Source organism: Hymenobacter frigidus, assembly GCF_014640435.1.
GTDB lineage: Bacteria > Bacteroidota > Bacteroidia > Cytophagales > Hymenobacteraceae > Hymenobacter > Hymenobacter frigidus.
On record NZ_BMGY01000012.1, the window covers coordinates 92,575 to 112,654 of the forward strand.

Annotated in this window: 18 protein-coding genes; 6 read left to right on the plus strand and 12 right to left on the minus strand. The window is 59.4% G+C overall.

All coding sequences use genetic code 11. The annotated features are described in order from the left end of the window. Window positions 1-154: 154 nt before the first annotated feature. Entirely contained in the window at window positions 155-3,187 is a 3,033-nt protein-coding gene (locus IEW17_RS08615; RefSeq protein WP_188561629.1) for an AsmA family protein, read from the plus strand. 116 nt (window positions 3,188-3,303) lie between these two features. Beyond that, entirely contained in the window at window positions 3,304-4,140 is an 837-nt protein-coding gene (locus IEW17_RS08620; RefSeq protein WP_188561630.1) for a DUF4382 domain-containing protein, read from the plus strand. Window positions 4,141-4,367: 227 nt separating this feature from the next. Here the strand turns inward: IEW17_RS08620 and IEW17_RS08625 are convergent, their stop codons facing one another. From IEW17_RS08625 to fumC, 5 genes are all read right to left on the minus strand, one after another. After that, the gene (locus tag IEW17_RS08625) at window positions 4,368-4,862 is read right to left on the minus strand and encodes a DinB family protein (protein WP_188561631.1); all 495 of its coding nucleotides are present in this window, start codon (window positions 4,860-4,862) and stop codon (window positions 4,368-4,370) included. Between the two features lie 98 nt (window positions 4,863-4,960). Then, window positions 4,961-5,413 carry a DUF6970 domain-containing protein gene (locus IEW17_RS08630; RefSeq protein ID WP_188561632.1) on the minus strand — a complete coding sequence of 151 codons (453 nt, stop codon included), beginning with the start codon at window positions 5,411-5,413 and terminating at the stop codon, window positions 4,961-4,963. Between the two features lie 112 nt (window positions 5,414-5,525). Beyond that, entirely contained in the window at window positions 5,526-5,927 is a 402-nt protein-coding gene (locus tag IEW17_RS08635) for a diacylglycerol kinase family protein (RefSeq protein ID WP_229748894.1), read from the minus strand. After that, window positions 5,920-6,513: a GNAT family N-acetyltransferase gene (locus tag IEW17_RS08640; RefSeq protein WP_188561633.1), complete on the minus strand. Its 594-nt coding sequence runs from the start codon at window positions 6,511-6,513 to the stop codon at window positions 5,920-5,922. Before IEW17_RS08640 ends, IEW17_RS08635 begins: the two co-directional genes overlap by 8 nt. Window positions 6,514-6,807: 294 nt before the next feature. Beyond that, a complete protein-coding gene (fumC, locus tag IEW17_RS08645) occupies window positions 6,808-8,211 on the minus strand; it encodes a class II fumarate hydratase (protein ID WP_188561634.1) in 1,404 nt (467 codons plus the stop codon). A 210-nt stretch (window positions 8,212-8,421) separates the two neighbouring features. Here fumC and IEW17_RS08650 point away from each other — a divergent pair, with 210 nt between their 5' ends. Together IEW17_RS08650 and IEW17_RS08655 are read left to right on the plus strand one after the other, a co-directional pair. After that, complete coding sequence (locus IEW17_RS08650) at window positions 8,422-8,802, plus strand: dodecin family protein (protein ID WP_188561635.1); 381 nt, start codon at window positions 8,422-8,424, stop codon at window positions 8,800-8,802. Window positions 8,803-9,034: 232 nt separating this feature from the next. Continuing rightward, window positions 9,035-10,141: a proline iminopeptidase-family hydrolase gene (locus IEW17_RS08655; RefSeq protein WP_229748895.1), complete on the plus strand. Its 1,107-nt coding sequence runs from the start codon at window positions 9,035-9,037 to the stop codon at window positions 10,139-10,141. Window positions 10,142-10,201: 60 nt separating this feature from the next. On the opposite strand, the gene IEW17_RS08660 is transcribed toward IEW17_RS08655, so the two are convergent. From IEW17_RS08660 to IEW17_RS08680, 5 genes are all read right to left on the minus strand, one after another. After that, window positions 10,202-11,410, minus strand: coding sequence for an energy transducer TonB (locus tag IEW17_RS08660; protein WP_188561636.1), 1,209 nt, complete (start codon window positions 11,408-11,410; stop codon window positions 10,202-10,204). Next, entirely contained in the window at window positions 11,397-12,086 is a 690-nt protein-coding gene (locus IEW17_RS08665; RefSeq protein WP_188561637.1) for an RNA polymerase sigma factor, read from the minus strand. Before IEW17_RS08665 ends, IEW17_RS08660 begins: the two co-directional genes overlap by 14 nt. A gap of 213 nt (window positions 12,087-12,299) precedes the next feature. Next, a complete protein-coding gene (locus IEW17_RS08670) occupies window positions 12,300-13,379 on the minus strand; it encodes a DUF6268 family outer membrane beta-barrel protein (RefSeq protein ID WP_229748896.1) in 1,080 nt (359 codons plus the stop codon). Window positions 13,380-13,508: 129 nt separating this feature from the next. Continuing rightward, window positions 13,509-13,973, minus strand: coding sequence for a DUF2147 domain-containing protein (locus IEW17_RS08675; protein WP_188561638.1), 465 nt, complete (start codon window positions 13,971-13,973; stop codon window positions 13,509-13,511). A gap of 591 nt (window positions 13,974-14,564) precedes the next feature. Continuing rightward, window positions 14,565-15,377, minus strand: coding sequence for a porin family protein (locus tag IEW17_RS08680; RefSeq protein WP_188561639.1), 813 nt, complete (start codon window positions 15,375-15,377; stop codon window positions 14,565-14,567). A 555-nt stretch (window positions 15,378-15,932) separates the two neighbouring features. On the opposite strand from IEW17_RS08680, the gene IEW17_RS08685 reads away from it, so the two are divergent. After that, a complete protein-coding gene (locus tag IEW17_RS08685; RefSeq protein ID WP_229748897.1) occupies window positions 15,933-16,970 on the plus strand; it encodes a hypothetical protein in 1,038 nt (345 codons plus the stop codon). Between the two features lie 34 nt (window positions 16,971-17,004). After that, window positions 17,005-17,256: a four helix bundle protein gene (locus IEW17_RS08690; RefSeq protein ID WP_229748898.1), complete on the plus strand. Its 252-nt coding sequence runs from the start codon at window positions 17,005-17,007 to the stop codon at window positions 17,254-17,256. Between the two features lie 262 nt (window positions 17,257-17,518). Here IEW17_RS08690 and IEW17_RS08695 read toward each other — a convergent pair whose 3' ends face one another. Continuing rightward, on the minus strand, window positions 17,519-19,093 hold the full coding sequence (locus IEW17_RS08695) for a DHA2 family efflux MFS transporter permease subunit (protein WP_188561640.1): 1,575 nt from the start codon (window positions 19,091-19,093) through the stop codon (window positions 17,519-17,521). Between the two features lie 82 nt (window positions 19,094-19,175). Continuing rightward, entirely contained in the window at window positions 19,176-20,000 is an 825-nt protein-coding gene (locus IEW17_RS08700) for an HlyD family secretion protein (RefSeq protein ID WP_229748899.1), read from the minus strand. Window positions 20,001-20,080 lie beyond the last annotated feature (80 nt).

Genomic DNA, 20,080 nt, shown 5'->3' on the forward strand with positions numbered 1-20,080 from the left:
GTTGTGTTAGTTGTCAAGTGCTAGAGCGGGTAACTGGCAGACCGGAATGACACCGTTGCGCGACTACGGAATGGGTTTGAGGCTGATGATGTCATAAAACCGGGGCGAGCCCGCTCGTTTTACCTTTGATTGAAATAACTCATTTAGTCTTGCTATGCGGAAAATTCTGTTGGGTGTTGTCGTGTTTGTGGTGGTGCTGTTGGCGGCGGTCGTGGCGGCACCTTTTCTATTCAAAGACAAGCTGCGGGCCCTGGCCGATAGGCAGATAGCGCAGCGCGTGCGGGCCCAAGTGCTGTACGACCCGGCCAATATTGACGTGAGCGTGCTCCACTCCTTCCCCGATTTGACGTTAGATATCAAAGACCTGCGCGTGATTGGCTTGGACTCATTCAGCCGCGATACGCTGGCTTATCTGCCCAATATGCGCGTGGGATTGGATATCATGACCGTGATTAAAGGCCAGGAAATCAGGATTAACAGTGTGGAACTGGAGCGGCCCGACCTGAGCCTGCGCCGCCTGAAAAGTGGCCTGGCCAACTGGGACGTGTTGATTTCGGATTCGGCCGCCGCCGCCAAGGGCCAGGATACGAGCCAGGTGAGCCTGGCCATCAAGGGCTGGAAACTGACCGACGGCCACCTGCGCTACGAGGACCTGACCCTCCCCTTCCGCCTGGAGGCGCGCGGCGTGAACCACTCCGGCAGCGGCGACTTCGCCAGCAACGTGTTCGACATGAAGTCGCAAACCACGGCCACCGACCTGGACATGACCTACAACGACGTGGCCTACGTGACCGATAAGAAGCTCGACGCCGACGTGACGATGAACATGGACCTCAACAAAAGCCTCTACACGTTCAAAGACAACAAGATTACCCTCAACGACTTCCCGTTCAGCTTTGCCGGGGCCATCGGCCTGCCCAATGCCACGGATATTACCTACGACGTCACCTTCAAGGCGCTCGAAACGGATTTCAAAACCCTGCTCAGCCTGGTGCCGGGTGCTTACACTGACAAGTTCAAGAATATCGAAACCAGCGGGAAGGTGGCGTTTGATGGTTACGCGAAGGGCGTGCAGAACGACACCCGCCTGCCCGGCTACGGCGTGAACCTGACCGTGACCAACGGCCAGTTCCACTACCCCGAGCTGCCAAGGGCGGCCAAAAACATCAACCTGAAGATGCAGGTGAGCAACCTCACGGGTGTGACCAATGACCTGAAAGTCAATATCCCACAGTTTCATCTCGACCTGGGGCCCGACCCAGTGGACGGCAACATTACCATCGATGGGCTGGAACCGATGAAGGTGGACGGCCGCGTGAAAGCCAACGTGAACCTGGCCGAAGCCCTGAAAGTGTACCCGGTGAAAGACCTGGTCATGCGCGGGCAGTTGTTCGTGGACGGCACGGCCAAGGGCATCTATTCTAAAACCCGGATGCCGGTGGTGAACGCGGCCATCCGCCTCACCAATGGCTTTGTGAAATCGGCCAAATTTCCCGCTCCTATTGAGAACATCAACCTCAGCGGCACGGTGGTGAACACCACGGGCCAGGTGAACGACACGCAAATCAACCTGCCGCAGTTCCGGATGGTGCTGGAGGGCGAGCCGCTGGAAGGTCGCCTCACGGCCCACAACATCGATAAGCCGGTGTTCGATACCAACGTGCGCGGCACGGTGGACCTCACCAAAATCACAAAGATTTTCCCGCTCAAGGGCATGACCGTGACCGGCCGCGTGGCCGGCAACATTGCCGCCAAAGGCAACATGGCCGACGTGGAAGCCGGCCGCTACCAGAACGTGGTAGCCAGCGGCACCGTGACGGCCAGCAACGTGACCTACAAGAGTGCCGACTTGCCGCAGGGCGTGAAAATCAGCTCGGGCACCGCTACTTTCAATAACAACCAGATTGCGGTGCAGCGCCTGAACGGCACGGCCGGCAGCTCCGATTTCGCGGCCTCGGGCACCATCAGCAATTATTTGGGCTACTTGTTTACGCCGGGGCAGGCGCTGAAGGGCAACCTGACGGTGAACTCGCGCAATTTCAACGTGAACGAGTGGATGGTAGACGAGGTATCGGCCAAGCCCACGGCTACTGGCGGCGCGGTCCCGGCCAAGGCCAACGGCGTGTTGCAGATTCCGAAGTTCTTCGATTTGGTGCTGAATAGCCGCGTCGATAACGTGACTTACGACAACCTGAAGCTGACCAATGCCCAGGGCGTGGTGACGGTGCGCGACCAGACGGCCACGCTCAAAAACATGACGTTCAATACCCTGGGGGCCACGTTTGGCACCACGGGCAGCTACAGCAGCCAGAACCTGGCGCACCCCAAATTCAACTTTGGGCTGAACATCAAGGACCTGAATTTTCAGCGGGCTTTCTCGGCTTTCAATACGATAAAGACGCTGGTGCCGCTGGCCAGCCAGGTGGAGGGCGTGTTTGGCACCAACTTCAGCGTGAGCGGCGAAATGGGACCGGATATGTTCCCCAACCTCGCTACGTTGTCGGGTAAAGGGGTTTTTGACGTGGTGCGGGCGGCCCTGAATCAGTCGGAGGTGATGACCAAGATTGCCAGCCTCACCACCCTGCCCGAGCTGAAAACCCTGCTGGTGGTCAATAAGAAAATTCAGGCCAACCTCGTGAATGGTAACCTCGTGGTGCAGCCGTTTGAACTCACAGTAGGCGACGTGAAAATGACCATCGGCGGCTCAAACAACTTGGCCGGGGCCCTGGCCTACGTCACGGCCCTAAATGTGCCCACCGGCCGCCTCGGCACGGCCATGAGCAGCCAGCTCACCCGCCTCACGGGCGTGAGCAACATCAAGGGCACCGACCGCGTGACGCTCGGCCTCAACATTGGCGGCACCGTGAAGGCCCCCAGCGTGAAGCTGACCAGTGGCAGTATGAAGGACCAGGGCAAGGCGCTGGTAGCCAACGTAGCCAAGCAAAAAGCCCTCGACCTGCTGGGCGTGAAGCCCCGCGCCGTGAGCCGCGAGGACAGCATCCGGCGCGCCGGCCAGACCGAAGAAGAAGCCGCCGCCCAAGCCCTAAAGGACAAGCAGCAACAGCGCATCGACGCCGCCAACAAGGCCAGGGAGCAGCTGGCAAAAGGCTTCAATAGCTTGTTCAATAAACCTAAACCAAAGCCCAGACCCGTAGACCCCGTGCCGGCTGACACTACTAAGCCGTAAGGTCCCGGCAACTTTGGCCGTATTATTGGAGTAAGCCCATCAGCTACTTTACTGGTAGTTAAATATTTGCATTAATCTAATAATTAAACAACATCAAGCGTATGATTCTCAACCGTATGTTGCCTCTTGCTGCCATTGCCCTGCTGGGCCTGGCTGGCTGCTCCAAAAATTCCGACGAAGGCGCAAACTCCTCCAAGCTGGAGGTGCGGCTAATGGATGCCCCTGGTGACTTCCGCAGTGTGTTTCTGGACGTGCGCCAGGTAGAAGTGCACCTGAAGGAGGAAAACGACCCGAACGGCTGGAAAATGCTCAGCTTCAAGCCTCAGGTCGTCGACGTGCTTCAGTACGTGAATGGCAAGTCGGCGCTGCTTGTGAGCGAAGACTTCGCCCCCGGCGACCTCAAGGAAATTCGCCTTATCCTGGGTCCCGACAGCTACGTCATCGGCCGCGACGGCCTGCGCTACGACCTGAAAACGCCCAGCGGCCAAAGCTCCGGCATCAAGCTGAAATTAGACAAAGCCTCCTTACGCCAGCGCGAGACCTTCCAGCTGCTGCTCGATTTCGACGTGGCCCGCTCCATTGTAGAGCGCGGCAACTGGGACCCCAGCAAGGACAAAAAAGAGCGTTACTTGCTCAAGCCCGTCATTCGGGTGGTGGCGCAGGATGTGCGCGGGGGCATCAGCGGCACCGTAGTTCCGGCGGCGGCCCTGCCCCAGATTCTGGCCATCCGCACGTCGGGCCTGCTTGCGTCTGATACGGTGAGCACCATGGCCGATGCCTCCGGCCGGTTCCAGATTGGCGCATTGCCCGCAGGCACCTATCGGGTAGAATTCTTCCCCAGCACCACGGCCCCCGCCGGCCAGAACGCCTACCGCACCGTCAGGCTCCCTGGCATTGTGGTTACCAACGACAACGTGACGACCATCCAGCCCTCGCCGCTACCGTTGAACTAAGCGGCTCACGCACAAGTAACCGAATAAAGAAGAACGTCATTCCGAGCTTGCCGAGGAATCTCGCCCGCGCCAGTAGGCGGCGCGGATAACTCCGGCGAGATTCCCCGGCAAGCTCGGAATGACGTTGTTTTTAGTGAATTACAGTTACTTGTCCGCGACTGCCCAAGTGCCCAAATGCAAAAAGGCCGCCCCGATTGGGGCGGCCTTTTTGCATTTGGGCGCTTGGGCTACAGGCTGACCGTGGCGAGCCCGGCCGCGCTCAGCTCGCGGCAGTAGGTGATAAAATCCGAGTTCACGGGCTCCAGGCCGTGGTCGCGCAGGCGGGTGGCTACCTGGGCGCGGTGGTAGCTGGCGTGCACCACGGCGTGGGTCAGAATATCGTGCACCATGCTATCGTATTTATCGCCCAGCGAGTTGGTGTAGGAAATCAGGCGCTGCAACTCGGTTTCATCCGCTTGCACCATGATTTGGTGCAGGGTCTCCGAGGTTTGGGCGTGCAGCTGGTGGCAGGCGGCCAGGTCGTGCTCCTGCCACACTTTCACGGGGCTGGGCGTGCCGCCGATGCGCGCAATCCAGATGGCCTGGGCATTGAGAACGTGGCTGAGGAGGCGCAGCACGATAGGGGGAATTTCCTGGCCGGTAGCGGCCACTTCATTGAGGCGGTTCAGCACGGTGGTATTGGCCCACACGTTGAAAGCGCCAAGTTTTTCGAGGGTATTCATGGATTTAATAATGAGTTTTGAGTTATGAATTATGAGTTAAAAACACGACTGGCCCGAACGACAACTCGTAATTCATAACCCAAAACTCATAATTCCTTTTACCGGGGGTCTTGCCAGACCAGTTTCTCGTTGGATTTGTTTTTTTCGAAGTCCGGGCACTGGCCGTCGCCCTTGCCCGTAATGCCGCCGTCGGGCTGGCAAACCAGCTTGCCTTTAGTATCGAACACCTGCGAATACTGGTCGCAGCACGGAGCCGACTGATAGTAAACATCTTTGTCCTCATACTGATAGCGAAGAATGCGGGTGATGGGGTTGCGCTTGCGCTCCGATAGCACCGCCGCGATGCGGGCCTTCAGCCAGGCCGGGCGCGCCGCGGTGTCTGATTTGGCCACGCGGGCAGACCCGGGGTCCACGGTGTTGGTTTTAGTGGACGCGGGTGTGCCCGGCGCAATGGGGCCTCGGGACGGCGTGGCAGGCGTAGTCACGCTCACTTGCTGGGGGGCACAAGCGGAAGTGAGCAGTAGGGAAGCAGCTAAAAAAAGGAGGCGCATGGGTATTTATTGGTTAGCAGCCAACCACCGTACGGGTTGGGTTTGCGGCATTTGAATAGGCTTACGCCCACATTCAGCAATGGTTTTTAATCCGTTTTAAAATGAGTAATGGCTAAATGAAATGCGGTACGAATACCAGCGCCCCCACCACCAGCGCCCCCAGCGCCGCAAGCAGCACAGCCCCGGCCGCCACGTCCTTGGCCTTGCCGGCCAGCGGGTGGTAAGCCGGCGAGGCCAAATCGGTAAGGGCTTCAATGGCCGTATTCATTAGCTCAGCGGCCCACACGCAAGCCACGGCCAGCGCCACCAGCGCCCACTCCAGGCGCGAGAGGCCACTGTAAAACCCTAGCCCGATAACCACCACCGTGGCTACCGCGTGGAGGCGCAAATGCACTTCGGAACGCAGTGCCGACCACACGCCGCGTCCGGCGTGGCCGAAGCTGGCCACGCGCCGCCGCCACAAGCCCTCGGGTGGGCGCAGGCGTTCCGGGGTAGGCAGTGCCGGCTCAGCCACGGGCTTCGAATTCCTGAAAGACCGTTTGGCGCAGCCCCGACCATTCGGGCCGGATGATGCTGAAAATGACGGTGTCGCGGCGCAGGCCGCCCTGCGTGAGGCGGTGGTGGCGCAGCGTGCCCTCTTCAGTAGCGCCCATGCGGGCCATGGCCGTGCGCAATTTGTGGTTGCGCGAGTCCGTTTCGAGCTCCACCCGCTCACAATTCAGTGCTCCAAACGCGTGGCTGAGCAGCAGGTGCTTGCAGGCCCGGTTCAGGCCCGAGCGCTGAAACTTGCTGCCCACCCAGGTGTAGCCGATGCTGAGGCGCTGCTCGGCCTCGTGCACGTTGTAGTAGCTGGTGCTGCCCGCCAGCTCTCCGGTGGCCCGGTCGATGATGGCGAAGGGGTAGCGCTGGTCCTGGGCACGGGCCTCCACGGCCTGGCGCAGGTAGGCCGCGAGGCTCACGGCGTCGTCGGCGCGGGTGAGGGTGTAGCGCCACAGCTCAGCATCGAAAGCCAAGGCCTTGAGGGCTTCGAAATCGGTGAGTTCGAGCGGGCGCAGGCGGGCGCGGCTGTTCTCGAGGACGACGGGGGCAGAAAAATCCATGGGAGGATGGGGGCTTAATAGGTAACCATCTGTCATCCTGAGCTTGCGAAGAACCTTATCACTTTCGAACGATTTGCTCTAACCCGATAGGGTCCTTCGCAAGCTTAGGATGACAGACGATTAGCAGATTGACAACCTAAGTGCCTGCACAAAATTAAACGAGGTATTAGGGCGTCATGCTGAGCTTGTCGAAGCATCTCTACCGCTTCGTTGAACGACCCTGACGAAGCGGTAGAGATGCTTCGACAAGCTCAGCATGACGTTCTGATTGACTGTTTAATTTAGAACAAGCACTTACTTCTTGATTTCGCCCACCATTTCCTCGGGCTTCATCCACGCGTCGAAATCTTCGGTGGTGATGTAGCCGAGCTCGATGGCGGTTTCCTTGAGCGTAGAGCCGTTTTTGTGGGCCGTCTGGGCTATTTCGGCGGCTTTGTAGTAACCGATGTGCGGGTTGAGGGCCGTAACGAGCATCAGCGACGAATCGACGTGCTTCTTGATGTTGGCTTCGAGGGGCTCGATGCCCACGGCGCACTTGTCGTTGAAAGCCACGCACACGTCGCCGATGAGGCGGGCCGAGTGCAGGAAGTTAAAAATCATGACCGGCTTGAACACGTTCAGCTCGAAGTGTCCGCTCATGCCGCCGATGTTGATGGCCACGTCGTTGCCCATCACCTGGGCCGCCACCATGGTCATGGCCTCGCACTGCGTGGGGTTTACCTTGCCAGGCATGATGCTCGAGCCGGGCTCGTTGTCGGGGATGTGCAGCTCGCCGATGCCGGCGCGCGGGCCCGAAGCCAGCAGGCGGATGTCGTTGCCGATTTTCATGAGCGAAGCGGCTACGGTTTTTAGCGCGCCGTGGGCTTCCACAATGGCATCGTGGGCGGCCAGGGCCTCAAACTTGTTTTCGGCCGTGATAAAGGGCAGGCCGGTGAGGTCGGCAATATGCTTGGCCACGTTCTCAGAATAGCCTTGGGGCGTGTTGATGCCCGTGCCCACGGCGGTGCCGCCCAGGGCCAGCTCGCTCAGGTGGGCTAGCGTGTTTTTGATGGCGCGCAGGCCGTGGTCGAGCTGCGACACGTAGCCCGAAAACTCCTGGCCCACCGTGAGCGGCGTGGCATCCATGAGGTGGGTACGGCCGATTTTGACGATGTGCATAAACTTCTCGCTCTTGGCCTTGAGCGTGTCGCGCAGCTTCTCGATGCCCGGAATGGTCAGCTCCATCAGGATTTTGTAGGCTGCGATGTGCATGGCCGTCGGGAACGTGTCGTTCGAGCTTTGGCTCTTGTTCACGTCGTCGTTGGGGGCCAGTACCTTCTTTTCGTCGGTGAGCTGGCCGCCCTGCAGCACGTGGCCGCGGTAGGCAATCACCTCGTTCACGTTCATGTTGGACTGCGTGCCCGAACCGGTTTGCCACACCACCAGCGGAAACGAATCGGCTAGCTTCCCGGCCAGGATTTCGTCGCAGACTTTGCCAATCAGCTCAGCTTTTTCGGCCGTCAGTACGCCGGCATCGCGGTTGGTGAGGGCGGCGGCTTTCTTCAGGTAGGCAAAGGCCGCGATGATTTCCTTGGGCATCCGGTTGATGTCCTGGGCAATGGGAAAGTTCTCGATGCTGCGCTGCGTTTGGGCGCCCCAGTAGGCGGTAGCAAGCACCTGCACGGTGCCCATGGTGTCCTTTTCGGTGCGGAAATCCATTTTATGAAATATGAAAATGTGCTAATGTGAAGATGCGAAAATGTAAAAGCCGGCGCACGCGCTGGTTGCAAAAGTACACCGGCGCGGAATTATGTTATTTATTGGTTCGCGGGTGGCCATGAAAGCCCTGCTGGCGTACACGCCAGTGAGCAAGAATGATAAACATGCGTTTCCCATTTTCCCATCAACCACACTTCCACATTTAATAGAATGTCCTCCATCAAACAAGTCATTGAAATCCTGGCCTCGTCCGACAAAAGCTTCGAAGATGCGCTGCAGCGCGCCGTGGCGTCGCTCAGCACTTCGGTACCCAATATTTCGGGCATCTACATCAAAGACCAGAGCTGCAAGGTGCGCGACAACCGCATTGTGGAGTACCGCATCACGGCCAAGGTGAGCTTCGGCACGCCCGTGGAAGATTTTGACACCTCGGAGCTGGAGCGCACCTACAACGAAGCCCCTGTGGCCGGCGGCAACGGCGCCCCCGACTACAGCCACCTCGAAATCAGGACTGAGCCCGAACTGCCCCGCGAAGTAGAGCCGGGTGGCAGCGCCACCGAGCCCGCCAGCGGCGGCGGCTACAGCGGCTAGGGCCGCTCACAAAGCTGCTATTCGCTAAGCGCCGCGTCGTTCTTTTTATGGGCGGCGCGGCGTTTTGGTGTCTGATAAGCGGCTAATTTCGCGTGGCAGATAAAGAAGAAAGGCGGCCCCTGTCTGAGCCGCTTTTCTTTTCTGGCTTCCCTTCGCCTCAACCTGCGCTCGTCATGACGTTATTGCCATTGTAAATAGCCCTCCAAGTGGCTGCCGCTTAATTCAATTTGCCATGAAATCACTTGCCTCGCTGCGCCTGATGGCGGCCCTGCTGCTCAGTACCCCGCTTGTTATCAGCTGCAGCAAGCCCGCCCCGCCCGACACGGACACCGCTACCGAACTGGCTACTGCCCCGGTCCCGGCTGGCACCACGACCAGTTATTTCGCCAACACCGAAACCGGCGTGCAGGACGGCAACGTGCGGATGATTCCCATCAGCACGCCCAAGGGCCAGTTCAAGGTCTGGACCAAGCGCTTCGGCAACAATCCTAAAATCAAAGTGCTGCTGCTCAACGGCGGGCCGGGTGCTACGCACGAGTATTTTGAGTGCATGGAAAACTTCCTGCCCCAGGAAGGCATTGAATTTATCTACTACGACCAGCTGGGCTGCGGCAATTCCGACAACCCGAAGGACACCGCCATGTGGAGCCTGCCGCGCTACGTGGAGGAAGTGGAGCAGGTGCGCCAGGCCCTGAAGCTCGACAACACCAACTTTTACCTGCTGGGCCATTCCTGGGGCGGCATCCTGGCCGCCGAGTACGCCCTCAAGTACCAGCAAAACCTCAAGGGCCTCATCATTTCGAATATGATGATGAGCTGCCCCGCCTATGGCAAATATGCCCAGGAGGTGCTGGCTAAGCAGATGAAGCCCGAAGTGTTGGCTGAAATCCGCCAAATCGAAGCCAAAAAAGACTTTCAGAACCCGCGCTACATGGCGCTGCTGATGCCCAATTTCTACGCCGAGCACATTTGCCGCCTGCCGCTGGACCAGTGGCCTGAGCCTATAACCCGCTCTTTCAGTAAAATGAATCAGTCGCTCTACGTCACCATGCAGGGCCCCAGCGAGTTTGGGGTTTCGGGCAAACTTCTGAACTGGGACCGCACCGCCGACCTGCCCAAGCTGAGCGTACCCGTTCTGTCCATCGGTGGCAAGTACGACACCATGGACCCCGAGCACATGCGTATGATTGCCAGCAAAGTGCAGAAAGGCAATGTCCTCATTTGCCCCCAGGGCAGCCACATGAGCTTATACGACGACCAGCAAACCTATTTCAAAGGCCTGATTACGTTTCTAAAATCAGTGAACGAGGGCACAATGAAGCCCGGCACCACGCTGTAGCGCGGACTTTTAGTACGCGAATAGAAATCATCACCCCGCAGACCAAAAGTCCACACTACGTTAAAAAGGCACCGTCATCTCCACCGGTAAGGGAGCGCGGCGGCCAATGCTAATGCCTGGCTGCCAGGCGGGGCCCTCGCATACCAGGCGCAAGGCTTCCTCATCGTAGTCGACCCGCAGTCCGCGTACCACTTTCAGATTACTCACCTTGCCATCGGCTCCCACCGTGAACTGCAGGCGTACCAAGCCACTTAGTTGAGATGCCCCATCTTCAGGCACAAATTTGGTCGCCTCGCGGCGCAGGTACTCCCGAAAAGCCGGCGTGCCGCCTACCGGCGCGGGGTTGATGGCCGGCGCTGTCGGCATGGGCGTAGTCGCCACGCGCGCCGTATTATCAGCCGCCAAGGCGTTAATATTTGATATGGCTTTGGCATACTGCCGGCTCATCTTAGCTGCATTATCCTGCGCCAGCGTATCAGTAGCGGTTGGTTCGGCTAGTACGGTGACACTTTGGGGCGGAACTCCGGCAGCGGAGCTGGCTGCCGCCGGGGCCGCTGTTGGCACTGGCATATCAGTGGTTCTCGCGACTGCCTCGTTGGCGGCCACTTCGCTTTCCTGATTTGAGCGGCTGAAACGGGCAGCTGATTCCGTTGCCGGCTGAGCGGCCGGCCGCGCCACCCGACCAAAGGCCCGCCGGCGCGGCACCAGAGCCGGCACAACGGCCGCATAACCGGCCTGCCGGGCGCTTGCTGGTATCGTTGAAGCCGCCGCCAGCGCATCTGTTTCCGGAGCCGCCTTGGCAGCCAGGACTTCGGCAGCGGCTATTTCGAGTGTTTGGGCGGGTTTGGACTCACCGCTGGCTGCGGCGCTTGGCACGGGAGCGGCTGCCGTTTCGAGGCGGGCGGTGGCCGGGGCTGGTTCGTAATGCTCCCAACTCCAGATGCTGCCGGCTATCGCACCCAGCAGAGCGGCCGCCGCCGCAAGGCGCGGCCAGGCCCAGCCGCCAGCCACGGGCACGGGTTCGGCCGGGCCCACGCGGGCTTGGAGGCGGGTGCGCAGGTCGGCCACGGCCTGGTCTGTCGTGGCTGGGTCGCTCATCGAAAATCCGGCCACTAAATCGGCGCAGCGCTCACAATCGAGGGTGTGGGCCTCAATGCGGTACTCCTCGGCGGGAAGTAGGGTGCCCGCCGCGTATGCGCGCAGCTCGGCCGTGGCCGGGTGCGGGCCGGGGGCGGGCAGCTGGGCAAAGGGCGAGTCAGCGGGCGACATGAATAGCGTTTTTATCGGGAGCGGGAAGGGGCGGGCGGGGAGCAGGTACCGGCGTCGCCGGTGGTTCCAGTTGCCGCCGCAGCATCCGCTTGCCGTTCTGCAAATGGCTACGCACTAGGTTCAGTTCAAGGCCGGTTTCGGTGGCGATGTCGCGGTAGCACTTCTTTTCGAGGTAAAATAATTCGAGGCAGCGACGTTGGGCCGTGGGCAATTGCGCCAGCGCCACCTCCACGCTTTGCAGGCGCAGCTCGGCAGCTTCGGCCTCCTCGGTGGCTGCGCCTTCGTCCGGCAGATGCCGAGTGGTCGCCGATTCCACATCGGCCGCGTCGGGAAAGCTCAGAATGAGCGGCCCGGCACTGGGCCCGGCGCGCTTGCGGGCCCGCAGTTGCATCAGGCAGTAATTGCGAACGGTGGTGTGCAGCCAGGCCGGGAAGTTGTCGGGCGCGTGGGTGCGCAGCACCTTCACCAAGTGCTCAAACAGCTGCATGGCGGCATCCTGGGCGTCTTCGTCGGGCGGAGCCAGGTAGCGGCGGGCTACGGCAAAAGCCTCGGGCAGGTACCGGTCGTAGAGCCGGCCGAGGTCGGCCACGTCGCCGTGCGCGCGGTAGCGTGCCAGCAGCTCCTGGTCGGAGAGTGACGCAGCAGCAGCGGACGACGGCGAGCGGCGGAAAAACATGGCAGCGGAAGTGGCTTTGGGGCATTAAGATAACGGGCGGACCGCAACGCCATGCCTGTGCGCTGGTCAATACCTCATCTGGAATTCCCAAAAAAATCCCCGGCAGGGCAGAAGCGGCACCTTGGGCCGGCTCTCTGCTCTGCCGGGGCAGTCGCAATTGGTAGGTAAGGGGCTTGGGCTACCACCGAAGTGCTGCCCAGGCCGCACCCCGATTTATGGGCTAACCAGATTCAGGCTCACGTTGAAATAGAGCGGGTTGGTCAGCGTGTTTTTGAAAAGCGCGGGTTCCGAGCCGAAGGTGCTTTCGCGCTTGCCGGTCACATCCTGGTTGCGAAACGCGTCGTTGCGGTAATTGTAGCGAAAGCCTGCCTGCGCCGATACCCACACGAAGCCAGCGAGTTTGCGCTCATACGTAATGCGCGGTTTCAGCTCGCCCCGGCGTAGGTACACGTTGTCGTTGCCGATGCGGCCCAGGTAATAGGCGTTGCCTTCCAGCTCGTAGCCGATTTTAATCAGCGACGAAGTGCCGAAGTTGCGGCGCAGCTCGGCGCGGGCCGGAAATATCACCTCACAGCCCCACTGCGGCGAAAAAGTGCGGTTGTAGAGCAGTACCGGAATGTATAGGAGCTGGCCGGCACGATAGGTACGAGTCAGGCCCAGGCCCCACTGCAGGTTGTCGTTGGGCTTCCAGCCATAAATGCCCGTGCCGCTGAAGGTGAAGTGCTCGCTTTTCAGGTCGCCCAGGCTACGGTAGTTGCCGTTGGCATCCAGGTTGAACTGTAGAAGCAGAAAGTGCTTGTTGTCGAAGGGATTGAAGATGGTGGTGTTCACGCCCGTGGTGCGCAAGCCATCCTTCAGCTTGTCGAAATAAGGGGAGCGCTCGGGGTTGGCCAGGTCGAGGCCCGTGTTCCAGTAAGTGAGGCCCACATTGAAAATAAAATCGGTGCGTGAAACCACCGGCGCATTCAGCGCCAGGCGGATGCCCCGCGCCGCATCAACTTTGGTTTCGGCCATGGTGCCGCCTCCGGGGGCCGTAGCGGGGCCCTTGCTGGTGAGGTCGTAGGGCAGCTGCGCTTCATAGCCGAATGAAATAAGCTTCGTCGGCGTGAGGTAAAGCACTTTTTGGGTGTTGTAGCTCATGCTGGCATCGGCGGCGGCATCGCCAAAGGCGTCGAAGTTTTCTTCGGCGGCGGCGGGGGCGGCCCGGCGGCTGGTGTCGGCGGGCACCGTTTGGGCCCGGGCCCCAGTAGCCAGCAACAAGCCGCTCACAAGCAAGTAGTAGAAAGAATTCATTGAAAAGAATTGGGAAGCGAAAAGTATGAATAGAGCGGGCACAGCCTGCCCGCTGCGAAATTAAGGAGCAATAGGCTGAAGGCGGGCCCGGGAGCCAACACTCAGCTTATTGCTCCTTCATTCGGGAATTTACTTCTTCATCATTTGGCGCTTCCAGACGTCGGTGCGCCCGAAGAGTGATACGCCGATGAAGCCGCGTACTTCCAGGGTGTTGGCATCCACGAGGGTCATTTCGCAGCTGTAGTCGCTGCCGTTTTTTGGGTCGTAAATCTTGCCGCCTTCCCACTTGTTATCGCCCGAAAAGGTGAAGTCACGCATGTTTTCGAGGCCCTTCAAAGGAGTTTTGCGCTTGGCTTCGTCGGGGTTGTTCACGTCGGTACGGGGCGTGCCGGCGGGGGTATTGGCCACTTTCAGCCACACCAGGCGGCCGTAGTACTTGTCGGCCTTCTTAAAAATCTGAATCATACCCGTGCCTTCGCCGTTTTTCCAGACGCCGAGCACGGCATCGGGGCTGCCAGCGGCGCGGGCGGGAACAACAGCCAGCAACAGGCCGAAGATGAGTAGCAGGCCGAAGCCAACGAGACGCTTATTCATAATGGAGAGTGGGAATTTGAGTGAGAAAAAATGATGACATAACAAAATGGAGTCCAAATGTAGCAATGCATACCACTACTCATGAAGATATAATGAAGATTTTTCTAAAAAACCAACTTGTTGGGAACTAGCCTCCAAAATGCGGCTTCCTTGCCCGCGTGGCGGCTGGTGAACAGAGCAAGCTAAAAAACCGGGATGCCCGAATGCAATTGTCTGGTCAGGTGGCATCGGCAGGGTATTCACCCAACTTCACTTTGTAAGGAAACGCCAACTGAATGCGACTATAGCGAAGTAGCAGAGATAAGTGCCAAGCCCTAATTAAACGAACAATGAAGCCGGTATAATCACTTGGCTATGAGAACAAAAGCTAACAGCTATTAGCTAAAAGCTAGTGGCTTGGCACTTACTTGCCCATAGCGACTTTCAATTCGGCTGAGCTCAGCATGGTCGTTCTGTGTAGGAACCTGCCAAAACCAGAAAGGCCCCGCTGTGCTATCGGCGAGGCCTTTCCATAACCTATTTCGGATAATTACCCGAGCAATAAATGAACCAGGACAGTGGGATAAAATGGCCGGTAATCGGCTTGAATAATTAGAAGGAGTAGTTCAGGCCGACTTTGATAACCCGGTTCTGGGCGTCGAAGCGGTTGTTGGTATCAAGCGAGGTTAGGCCGTAGTCGTAGCCGGCGCTCAGGCCCAGGCCGTTTTCGAACTGGTAGCCCAGGCCCGCCACGGCGGCAAAATCCACTTTGCGCAGCTGGTTGGAGACGTCAAAATCCTGCCTGTAGGCCGTGAAGCCCAGCGCGCCGGCCTCCACCCGGGCTTTGCCACTCACCAAAAACGAGGCCTGCGGACCTGCATAGAGGTAGAAGCCCGGTGTGACGAACACCTTGGCCAGCACCGGCACGTCCACATAAGCTAGGCGGGCAGTGCCAGTTACCTGGGCATTCAGGAAATCGAGGGCGGGGAAGGGAAGGGTGCCCCTGAGCACGGTGCCTTTCTCGGAGTAGCTGATGCCGGGCTCGATGGCGAAGCCGGGGCCGATGGGCAGCGTGGCGTAGAGGCCAGCATAGAAGCCGGGGCGCATCTCACGGGTGACAGCGCCATCGGGAGCATAGCCGGCCAGGTTCGTGAAGCTTTTCACGGCATCGCCCTGCACATCAGCCAGGTTCAGACCGCCCCGGAAGCCAAACCGCACGCCCGAAGCGCTGCCGCTGGTTGGCGAAGAATACGAGGGCTTACTATAGCCCCGCGAGCGGCCCACCGGAGCCGAGGCCCGAGGCGATGGCGCAGCCTTGGGGTTGCCATAGGCATCGCGGGCACCCTGGGCCGATGCGGTGCTGGCCACCGCAGAAATGAATAGGCAAGCCGCGGCCAGGCCGCCCGAAAGGCGTGAAATTTTCATAACCAGAACTGGTTGGGATGAGTGAAAGAAACCGGACCTCGGAGGCCGGAGTCCCGGCCCGGCTACTGGGCCGATAATAGAGGGTATCACAAAACTGTGCCAAACCACTAGTCGGCCGGCAGCAGCCAATGTCGGTTTCGTTCTGCTTTCAGATTAAGGTTCTTATTTGCCTGATTAGAGTAGTTTTATAAACGTTGTATCAATTGGTGCAGCGGCGCGACCCTTCGCGTCTCGGCGTTCGCGCCGTCAACACCTCAACCGTTCAACGCTGAGACGCGAAGGGTCGCGCCGCTACATCGTTCTCGCAGACTACTTCGTGACGAGTACAACTATCTTTGTTGAGTCTGCTTTCATCGGGCCAGCGGCCCGGTTGAAAGGGCCTGGTTTTATCCAGCCCCCCGGTTGAACAGTCAGGACCATTTCGGCTGGATACTTGAAGAAATTGTTCGAAAAGCTTCGGCTACTGCCGGGACTTTTCTGGGTTTGCCCGGAGGCCAACCGCCCGGAATGGGCTAACTTGCGGGTAGTATTGGCCTTCTAACTCGTTTTTATTCAGTGTTAATTTCTTTCCTGCCGCGCCGCGCCGTTGTGGCCGCATCGTTGAGTTTGCTGGCTGTTGCCGGCCTTTCCGCCTGTTCCACCCGCCCTGCCGAGGGCGAAACCGCCGCTGCCGGCACCACCGCCGCGGGTGATTCTGCTGCCCCGCCCGCGCCCACCGATACCATCAAGCTGAAGGCCCTGGCCATGCGCCGCGACTCGCTCCGGGCCGACTCCATTGTGCGCAAAAGCGGCGCGTTGCCGGGCGCTATTCTGCCCGGCCACCGCATCATTGCATTCTACGGCAACATCCGCTCGAAGGGCATGGGCATTCTGGGCCGCGAGCCCAAGGAGCAGATGTTTCGCAAGCTTGAGAAGGTGCTGGCCGAATGGCAGGCCGCCGACCCCAGCCGGCCCGTGCAGGCCGCGCTGCACAACGTGACCATCACGGCCCAGGGCACGCCCGGCAAAGACGGTAAGTGGCGCCTGATGAACTCGAAGGCCACCATTGAGGAGGTTATCAGCTGGGCCAAGGAGCACAAGTGCATTCTTTTCCTCGACGTGCAGGTGGGTCACAGCACCCTCAAAGCCGAGCTGCCCAAGCTGGAGCAGTACCTCAAAGACCCTATTGTCCACCTCGGTATCGACCCCGAGTTTTCGCTGGCCACCATGCCCGGCGTGCGCCCCAATCAGCGCATCGGCACCTTCGACGCCGCCGACGTGAACTACGCCGTGCAGTTTCTGGCCCGCATCGTGAGCGAGAATAAGCTCCCGCCCAAGGTGCTCACCGTGCACCGCTTCACCCGGAAAATGATTACCAACTACAAAAATATCAAGCTCGACCCCCGGGTGCAGATTGTGATGCACATGGACGGCCACGGCGAGCCCACGCTCAAAAAGGATTCCTACCACGCCTACATCGTGAAAGAGCCCGTGCAGTACACCGGCTTCAAGCTCTTTTACGAGTACGACGCCCGGCCGGCCCCCTACCATATTATGACGCCCAAGGAAGTCATCGCCCTGGTGCCCGCGCCGCTCTACATTCAGTACCAGTAAGGAGTGACTGAGTGGCGGAATGACTGAGTGATTAATGGAAACGACGGAAAAAGCTGCGCTTAATGAGGCGTTTCGTAATCGTACGAAAGCAGCAGCTTTACGTGTTATTCGACTGTATCAACGGTTGCCACATTCCGGTGAAGCGAATGTGCTTGGCAAACAGCTTTTACGTTGTGCTACATCGGTGGCAGCCAATTGCCGGGCTGCTTGCCGGGGGCGGTCAGCAGCCGAATTCTTTGCCAAGCTCAGCATCTGCGTAGAAGGGGCTGATGAAGTTCAACTTTGATTGGAGTTGCTGGGCGAAGCGGGCATTGTACCAGAAGAGCGTCTGACGGATTTAAAACAGGAATACCTGGAAATAGTGTCGGTGTTGGCAAAAGCTCGTAAAACAGCCTCATAGAAACAGTGATTGAGTGGGGGAGTGACTGAGTGACGAATTCTAGCCGAATCATCACTCAGTCACTCCCCGCGCTTCGTGGTTTATTCCAGCTTCTCCAGCTGCATTTTAGCTGAACCGTCACTCAGTCACTCCCCCACTCAGTCACTCGTTAGTGCGCGGCGTTCAAGTCCATTTTTGCGCTGGTCTTGTTGCGCTTGATGAGAAAAATGAGCGGCAGGCAGGCGATAAAGAAGAAGCCCAGCGCCGAGAACACCTGCGAGTAGGTGATGATGGATACCTGCTTCATCAGAATGCCTTCGAGGACGGCGTAAGCCTGCTGGCGGGCTTGTTCCAAGGGGAAGCCCTTGTTCACGAAGTTCTGGGTGAGGGCCTGGATGCGCTGCACGGTTTCGGGGTTGTAGAGCGAAATGTTGGGCAGCAGCCCCACGCGGTTGATAGCAATGTTGCGTTCCAGGTACGTGCCCACAATGGCCACGCCAAACGAGCCACCCAGCTGGCGAATCATGCCGGTAATGCCCGCCGCCTGGCCCGCGTCCTTGCCCTGCAGACCAGCCAGGCTCATGGTGGTGATGGGTAGGAAAATGAGACCCAGGCCCACACCCCGCACCATCAGCGGCCAGAAAAAGTCGCCCTCGCCAGCCGTGGGCGAGATGCGCGAGGACATCCAGAACGTGAAGAGGAAGAAGATGGTGAAGCCCGCCGGAATCATGTACTTCTGGGGCACGCCCGCCTGCAGGGCCTTGCCGATAATGGGCATCATAAAGCCCGAAGCCAACGCCCCCGGCAGCAGCAAAAACCCGGTTTGGGCGGCCGAAAAGCCCAGAATACGCTGCGTGAAAATCGGGAAAACAAACACCGACGCGAACAGTCCGAAGCCGAGCACGAACGATAGGAATGCGCCCACCGCCAGGTTGCGGCTCTTGCCCAGCACCCGCAGGTCCACAATGGGCTTTTCGGCCGTGAGCTCGCGCCAGATGAAACCGACGATGCCGATGACTGAAAACACCACGAACGTGTTGATGTAGGCGCTTTCGAACCAGTCCTCGCTTTCGCCCTGCTCCAGCACCAGCTGCAGCGAGCCCACGCCCAGAATCAGCAGGCCAATGCCGGCCCAGTCAATCTCGCGCAAGGGCCGCGGAATAGCGTTTTTGATGCGTTCCGGGTCGCGGATGAACAGCAGCGTGAAAATAGCCGCCAGGATGCCCACCGGCACGTTCACGTAGAAAATCCAGGGCCAGCCCAGGTTGCTGTCCACGATGTAGCCGCCCAGCGTGGGGCCGATGGTGGGCCCGATAATGATGCCCATGTCAAATAACGCCTGGCCCAGCGGCAGCTGCCGGGGCGGGAAGGTATCAATCAAGATAGCCTGTGAGGTAGCCATCAGAGCGCCGCCCCCAATGCCCTGAATGAAGCGAAACGCCACCAGCTCCCAGATATTGGTGCTCTGCCCGCAGGCGATGGACGCGATGGTGAAAATCACCACCGACACGAAAAAGTAGTTGCGCCGCCCAAACTGCTCGGCCAGAAAACCGGTCATCGGAATCACAATCACGTTGGCGATGCCGTAGGAGGCCACCACCCAGGTCACTTCCTGCTGCGTGGCCGAGAGGTTGCCCATCATCTGGGTCAGGGCCACGTTCACAATGCTGGTGTCAATCAGCTCCAGCAGGACGCAGAGGACCACCGTCACAACGATAATCCACTTGGTAAATCCGGTTTCCATTAACTGCGATTCATATGTGCTAAAAGGTCGTCATGCTTCGGCTGCGCTCAGCATGACGACCTTTTAGCACGTTGCTTATTTCTTACTTCACCTGCACCACCGCGTTCACGCTCATGCCGGTGCGCAGCGGGTGTGCGGCATCCTCGTTATCAAGCACGATTTTCACGGGCACGCGCTGGGTCACTTTCACGAAGTTGCCGCTGGCATTGTCGGGGGGCAGCAGGGCGAACCGGGCGCCGGTAGCGGCCGAAAGCGACTCGATGTGGCCCCGGAATTCCTCGTGCGGGTAGGCATCTACTTCCAGCTTCACGGGCTGGCCCACTTTCATGTCCTCCAGCTGCGTTTCCTTGAAGTTGGCAATGACCCAGGTTTTGTTGCTCGAAACCAAGCCCATGAGCTGCTGGCCGGGGGCCACTACCTGGCCGGGCTGCACGTTTTTCTTGCTCACAATGCCGTTGCCGGGCGCTACCAGCGTGGTGTAGCTGAGCTGCAGCCTGGCGTTGTCGAGGTCGGCTTGGCGCTGCTTCACCACGGCCTGGGCCACGTTGACTTGCTGCTGAGCGGCGGCCACCTGCTGGCGGGCCACGCTCACCTGGTCGGTGGCGGTGGCGCGCTGGGCGCTGGTAGCGCGCAGGTTGGCCTGCACGGCATCGTACTCACTCTGCGGAATGATGTCCTGCTGGCGCAGAAACGTGCTGCGTTTCAGGTCTTTCCGGAGCTTGGCCTGGTTGGCCTCACTCACACCAATGCCGGTTTGGGCGGTGCGCACATTGGCCTGGGCGGTAGCCACGCCGGCGCGGGCGGCCGCTACCTGCGCCTGAGCGGCGGCGAGGGCGGCCTCGGCGGCATTCACGCGCTGCTGGTAGTCGGCGGGGTCGAGGGTGGCCAGCACGTCGCCTTTTTTCACGAGTTGGTTGTCTACTAGTGTTCTGACAACTTAATTACAGCATTATTAGTTTAGGCAGCGTACCTGCTCCTTCCCCCACA

Coding starts and splice junctions, on each gene's coding strand:
- IEW17_RS08690 (WP_229748898.1), top strand. CDS start 17,005: ATGGAAACGACGGAAAAAGCTGCGCTTAATGAGGCGTTTCGTAATCGT.
- IEW17_RS08680 (WP_188561639.1), bottom strand. CDS start 15,377: ATGAAAATTTCACGCCTTTCGGGCGGCCTGGCCGCGGCTTGCCTATTC.
- IEW17_RS08640 (WP_188561633.1), bottom strand. CDS start 6,513: ATGGATTTTTCTGCCCCCGTCGTCCTCGAGAACAGCCGCGCCCGCCTG.
- IEW17_RS08625 (WP_188561631.1), bottom strand. CDS start 4,862: ATGAATACCCTCGAAAAACTTGGCGCTTTCAACGTGTGGGCCAATACC.
- IEW17_RS08655 (WP_229748895.1), top strand. CDS start 9,035: ATGAAATCACTTGCCTCGCTGCGCCTGATGGCGGCCCTGCTGCTCAGT.
- IEW17_RS08675 (WP_188561638.1), bottom strand. CDS start 13,973: ATGAATAAGCGTCTCGTTGGCTTCGGCCTGCTACTCATCTTCGGCCTG.
- IEW17_RS08630 (WP_188561632.1), bottom strand. CDS start 5,413: ATGCGCCTCCTTTTTTTAGCTGCTTCCCTACTGCTCACTTCCGCTTGT.
- IEW17_RS08695 (WP_188561640.1), bottom strand. CDS start 19,093: ATGGAAACCGGATTTACCAAGTGGATTATCGTTGTGACGGTGGTCCTC.
- IEW17_RS08650 (WP_188561635.1), top strand. CDS start 8,422: ATGTCCTCCATCAAACAAGTCATTGAAATCCTGGCCTCGTCCGACAAA.
- IEW17_RS08660 (WP_188561636.1), bottom strand. CDS start 11,410: ATGTCGCCCGCTGACTCGCCCTTTGCCCAGCTGCCCGCCCCCGGCCCG.
- IEW17_RS08670 (WP_229748896.1), bottom strand. CDS start 13,379: ATGAATTCTTTCTACTACTTGCTTGTGAGCGGCTTGTTGCTGGCTACT.
- IEW17_RS08620 (WP_188561630.1), top strand. CDS start 3,304: ATGTTGCCTCTTGCTGCCATTGCCCTGCTGGGCCTGGCTGGCTGCTCC.
- IEW17_RS08665 (WP_188561637.1), bottom strand. CDS start 12,086: ATGTTTTTCCGCCGCTCGCCGTCGTCCGCTGCTGCTGCGTCACTCTCC.
- fumC (WP_188561634.1), bottom strand. CDS start 8,211: ATGGATTTCCGCACCGAAAAGGACACCATGGGCACCGTGCAGGTGCTT.
- IEW17_RS08615 (WP_188561629.1), top strand. CDS start 155: ATGCGGAAAATTCTGTTGGGTGTTGTCGTGTTTGTGGTGGTGCTGTTG.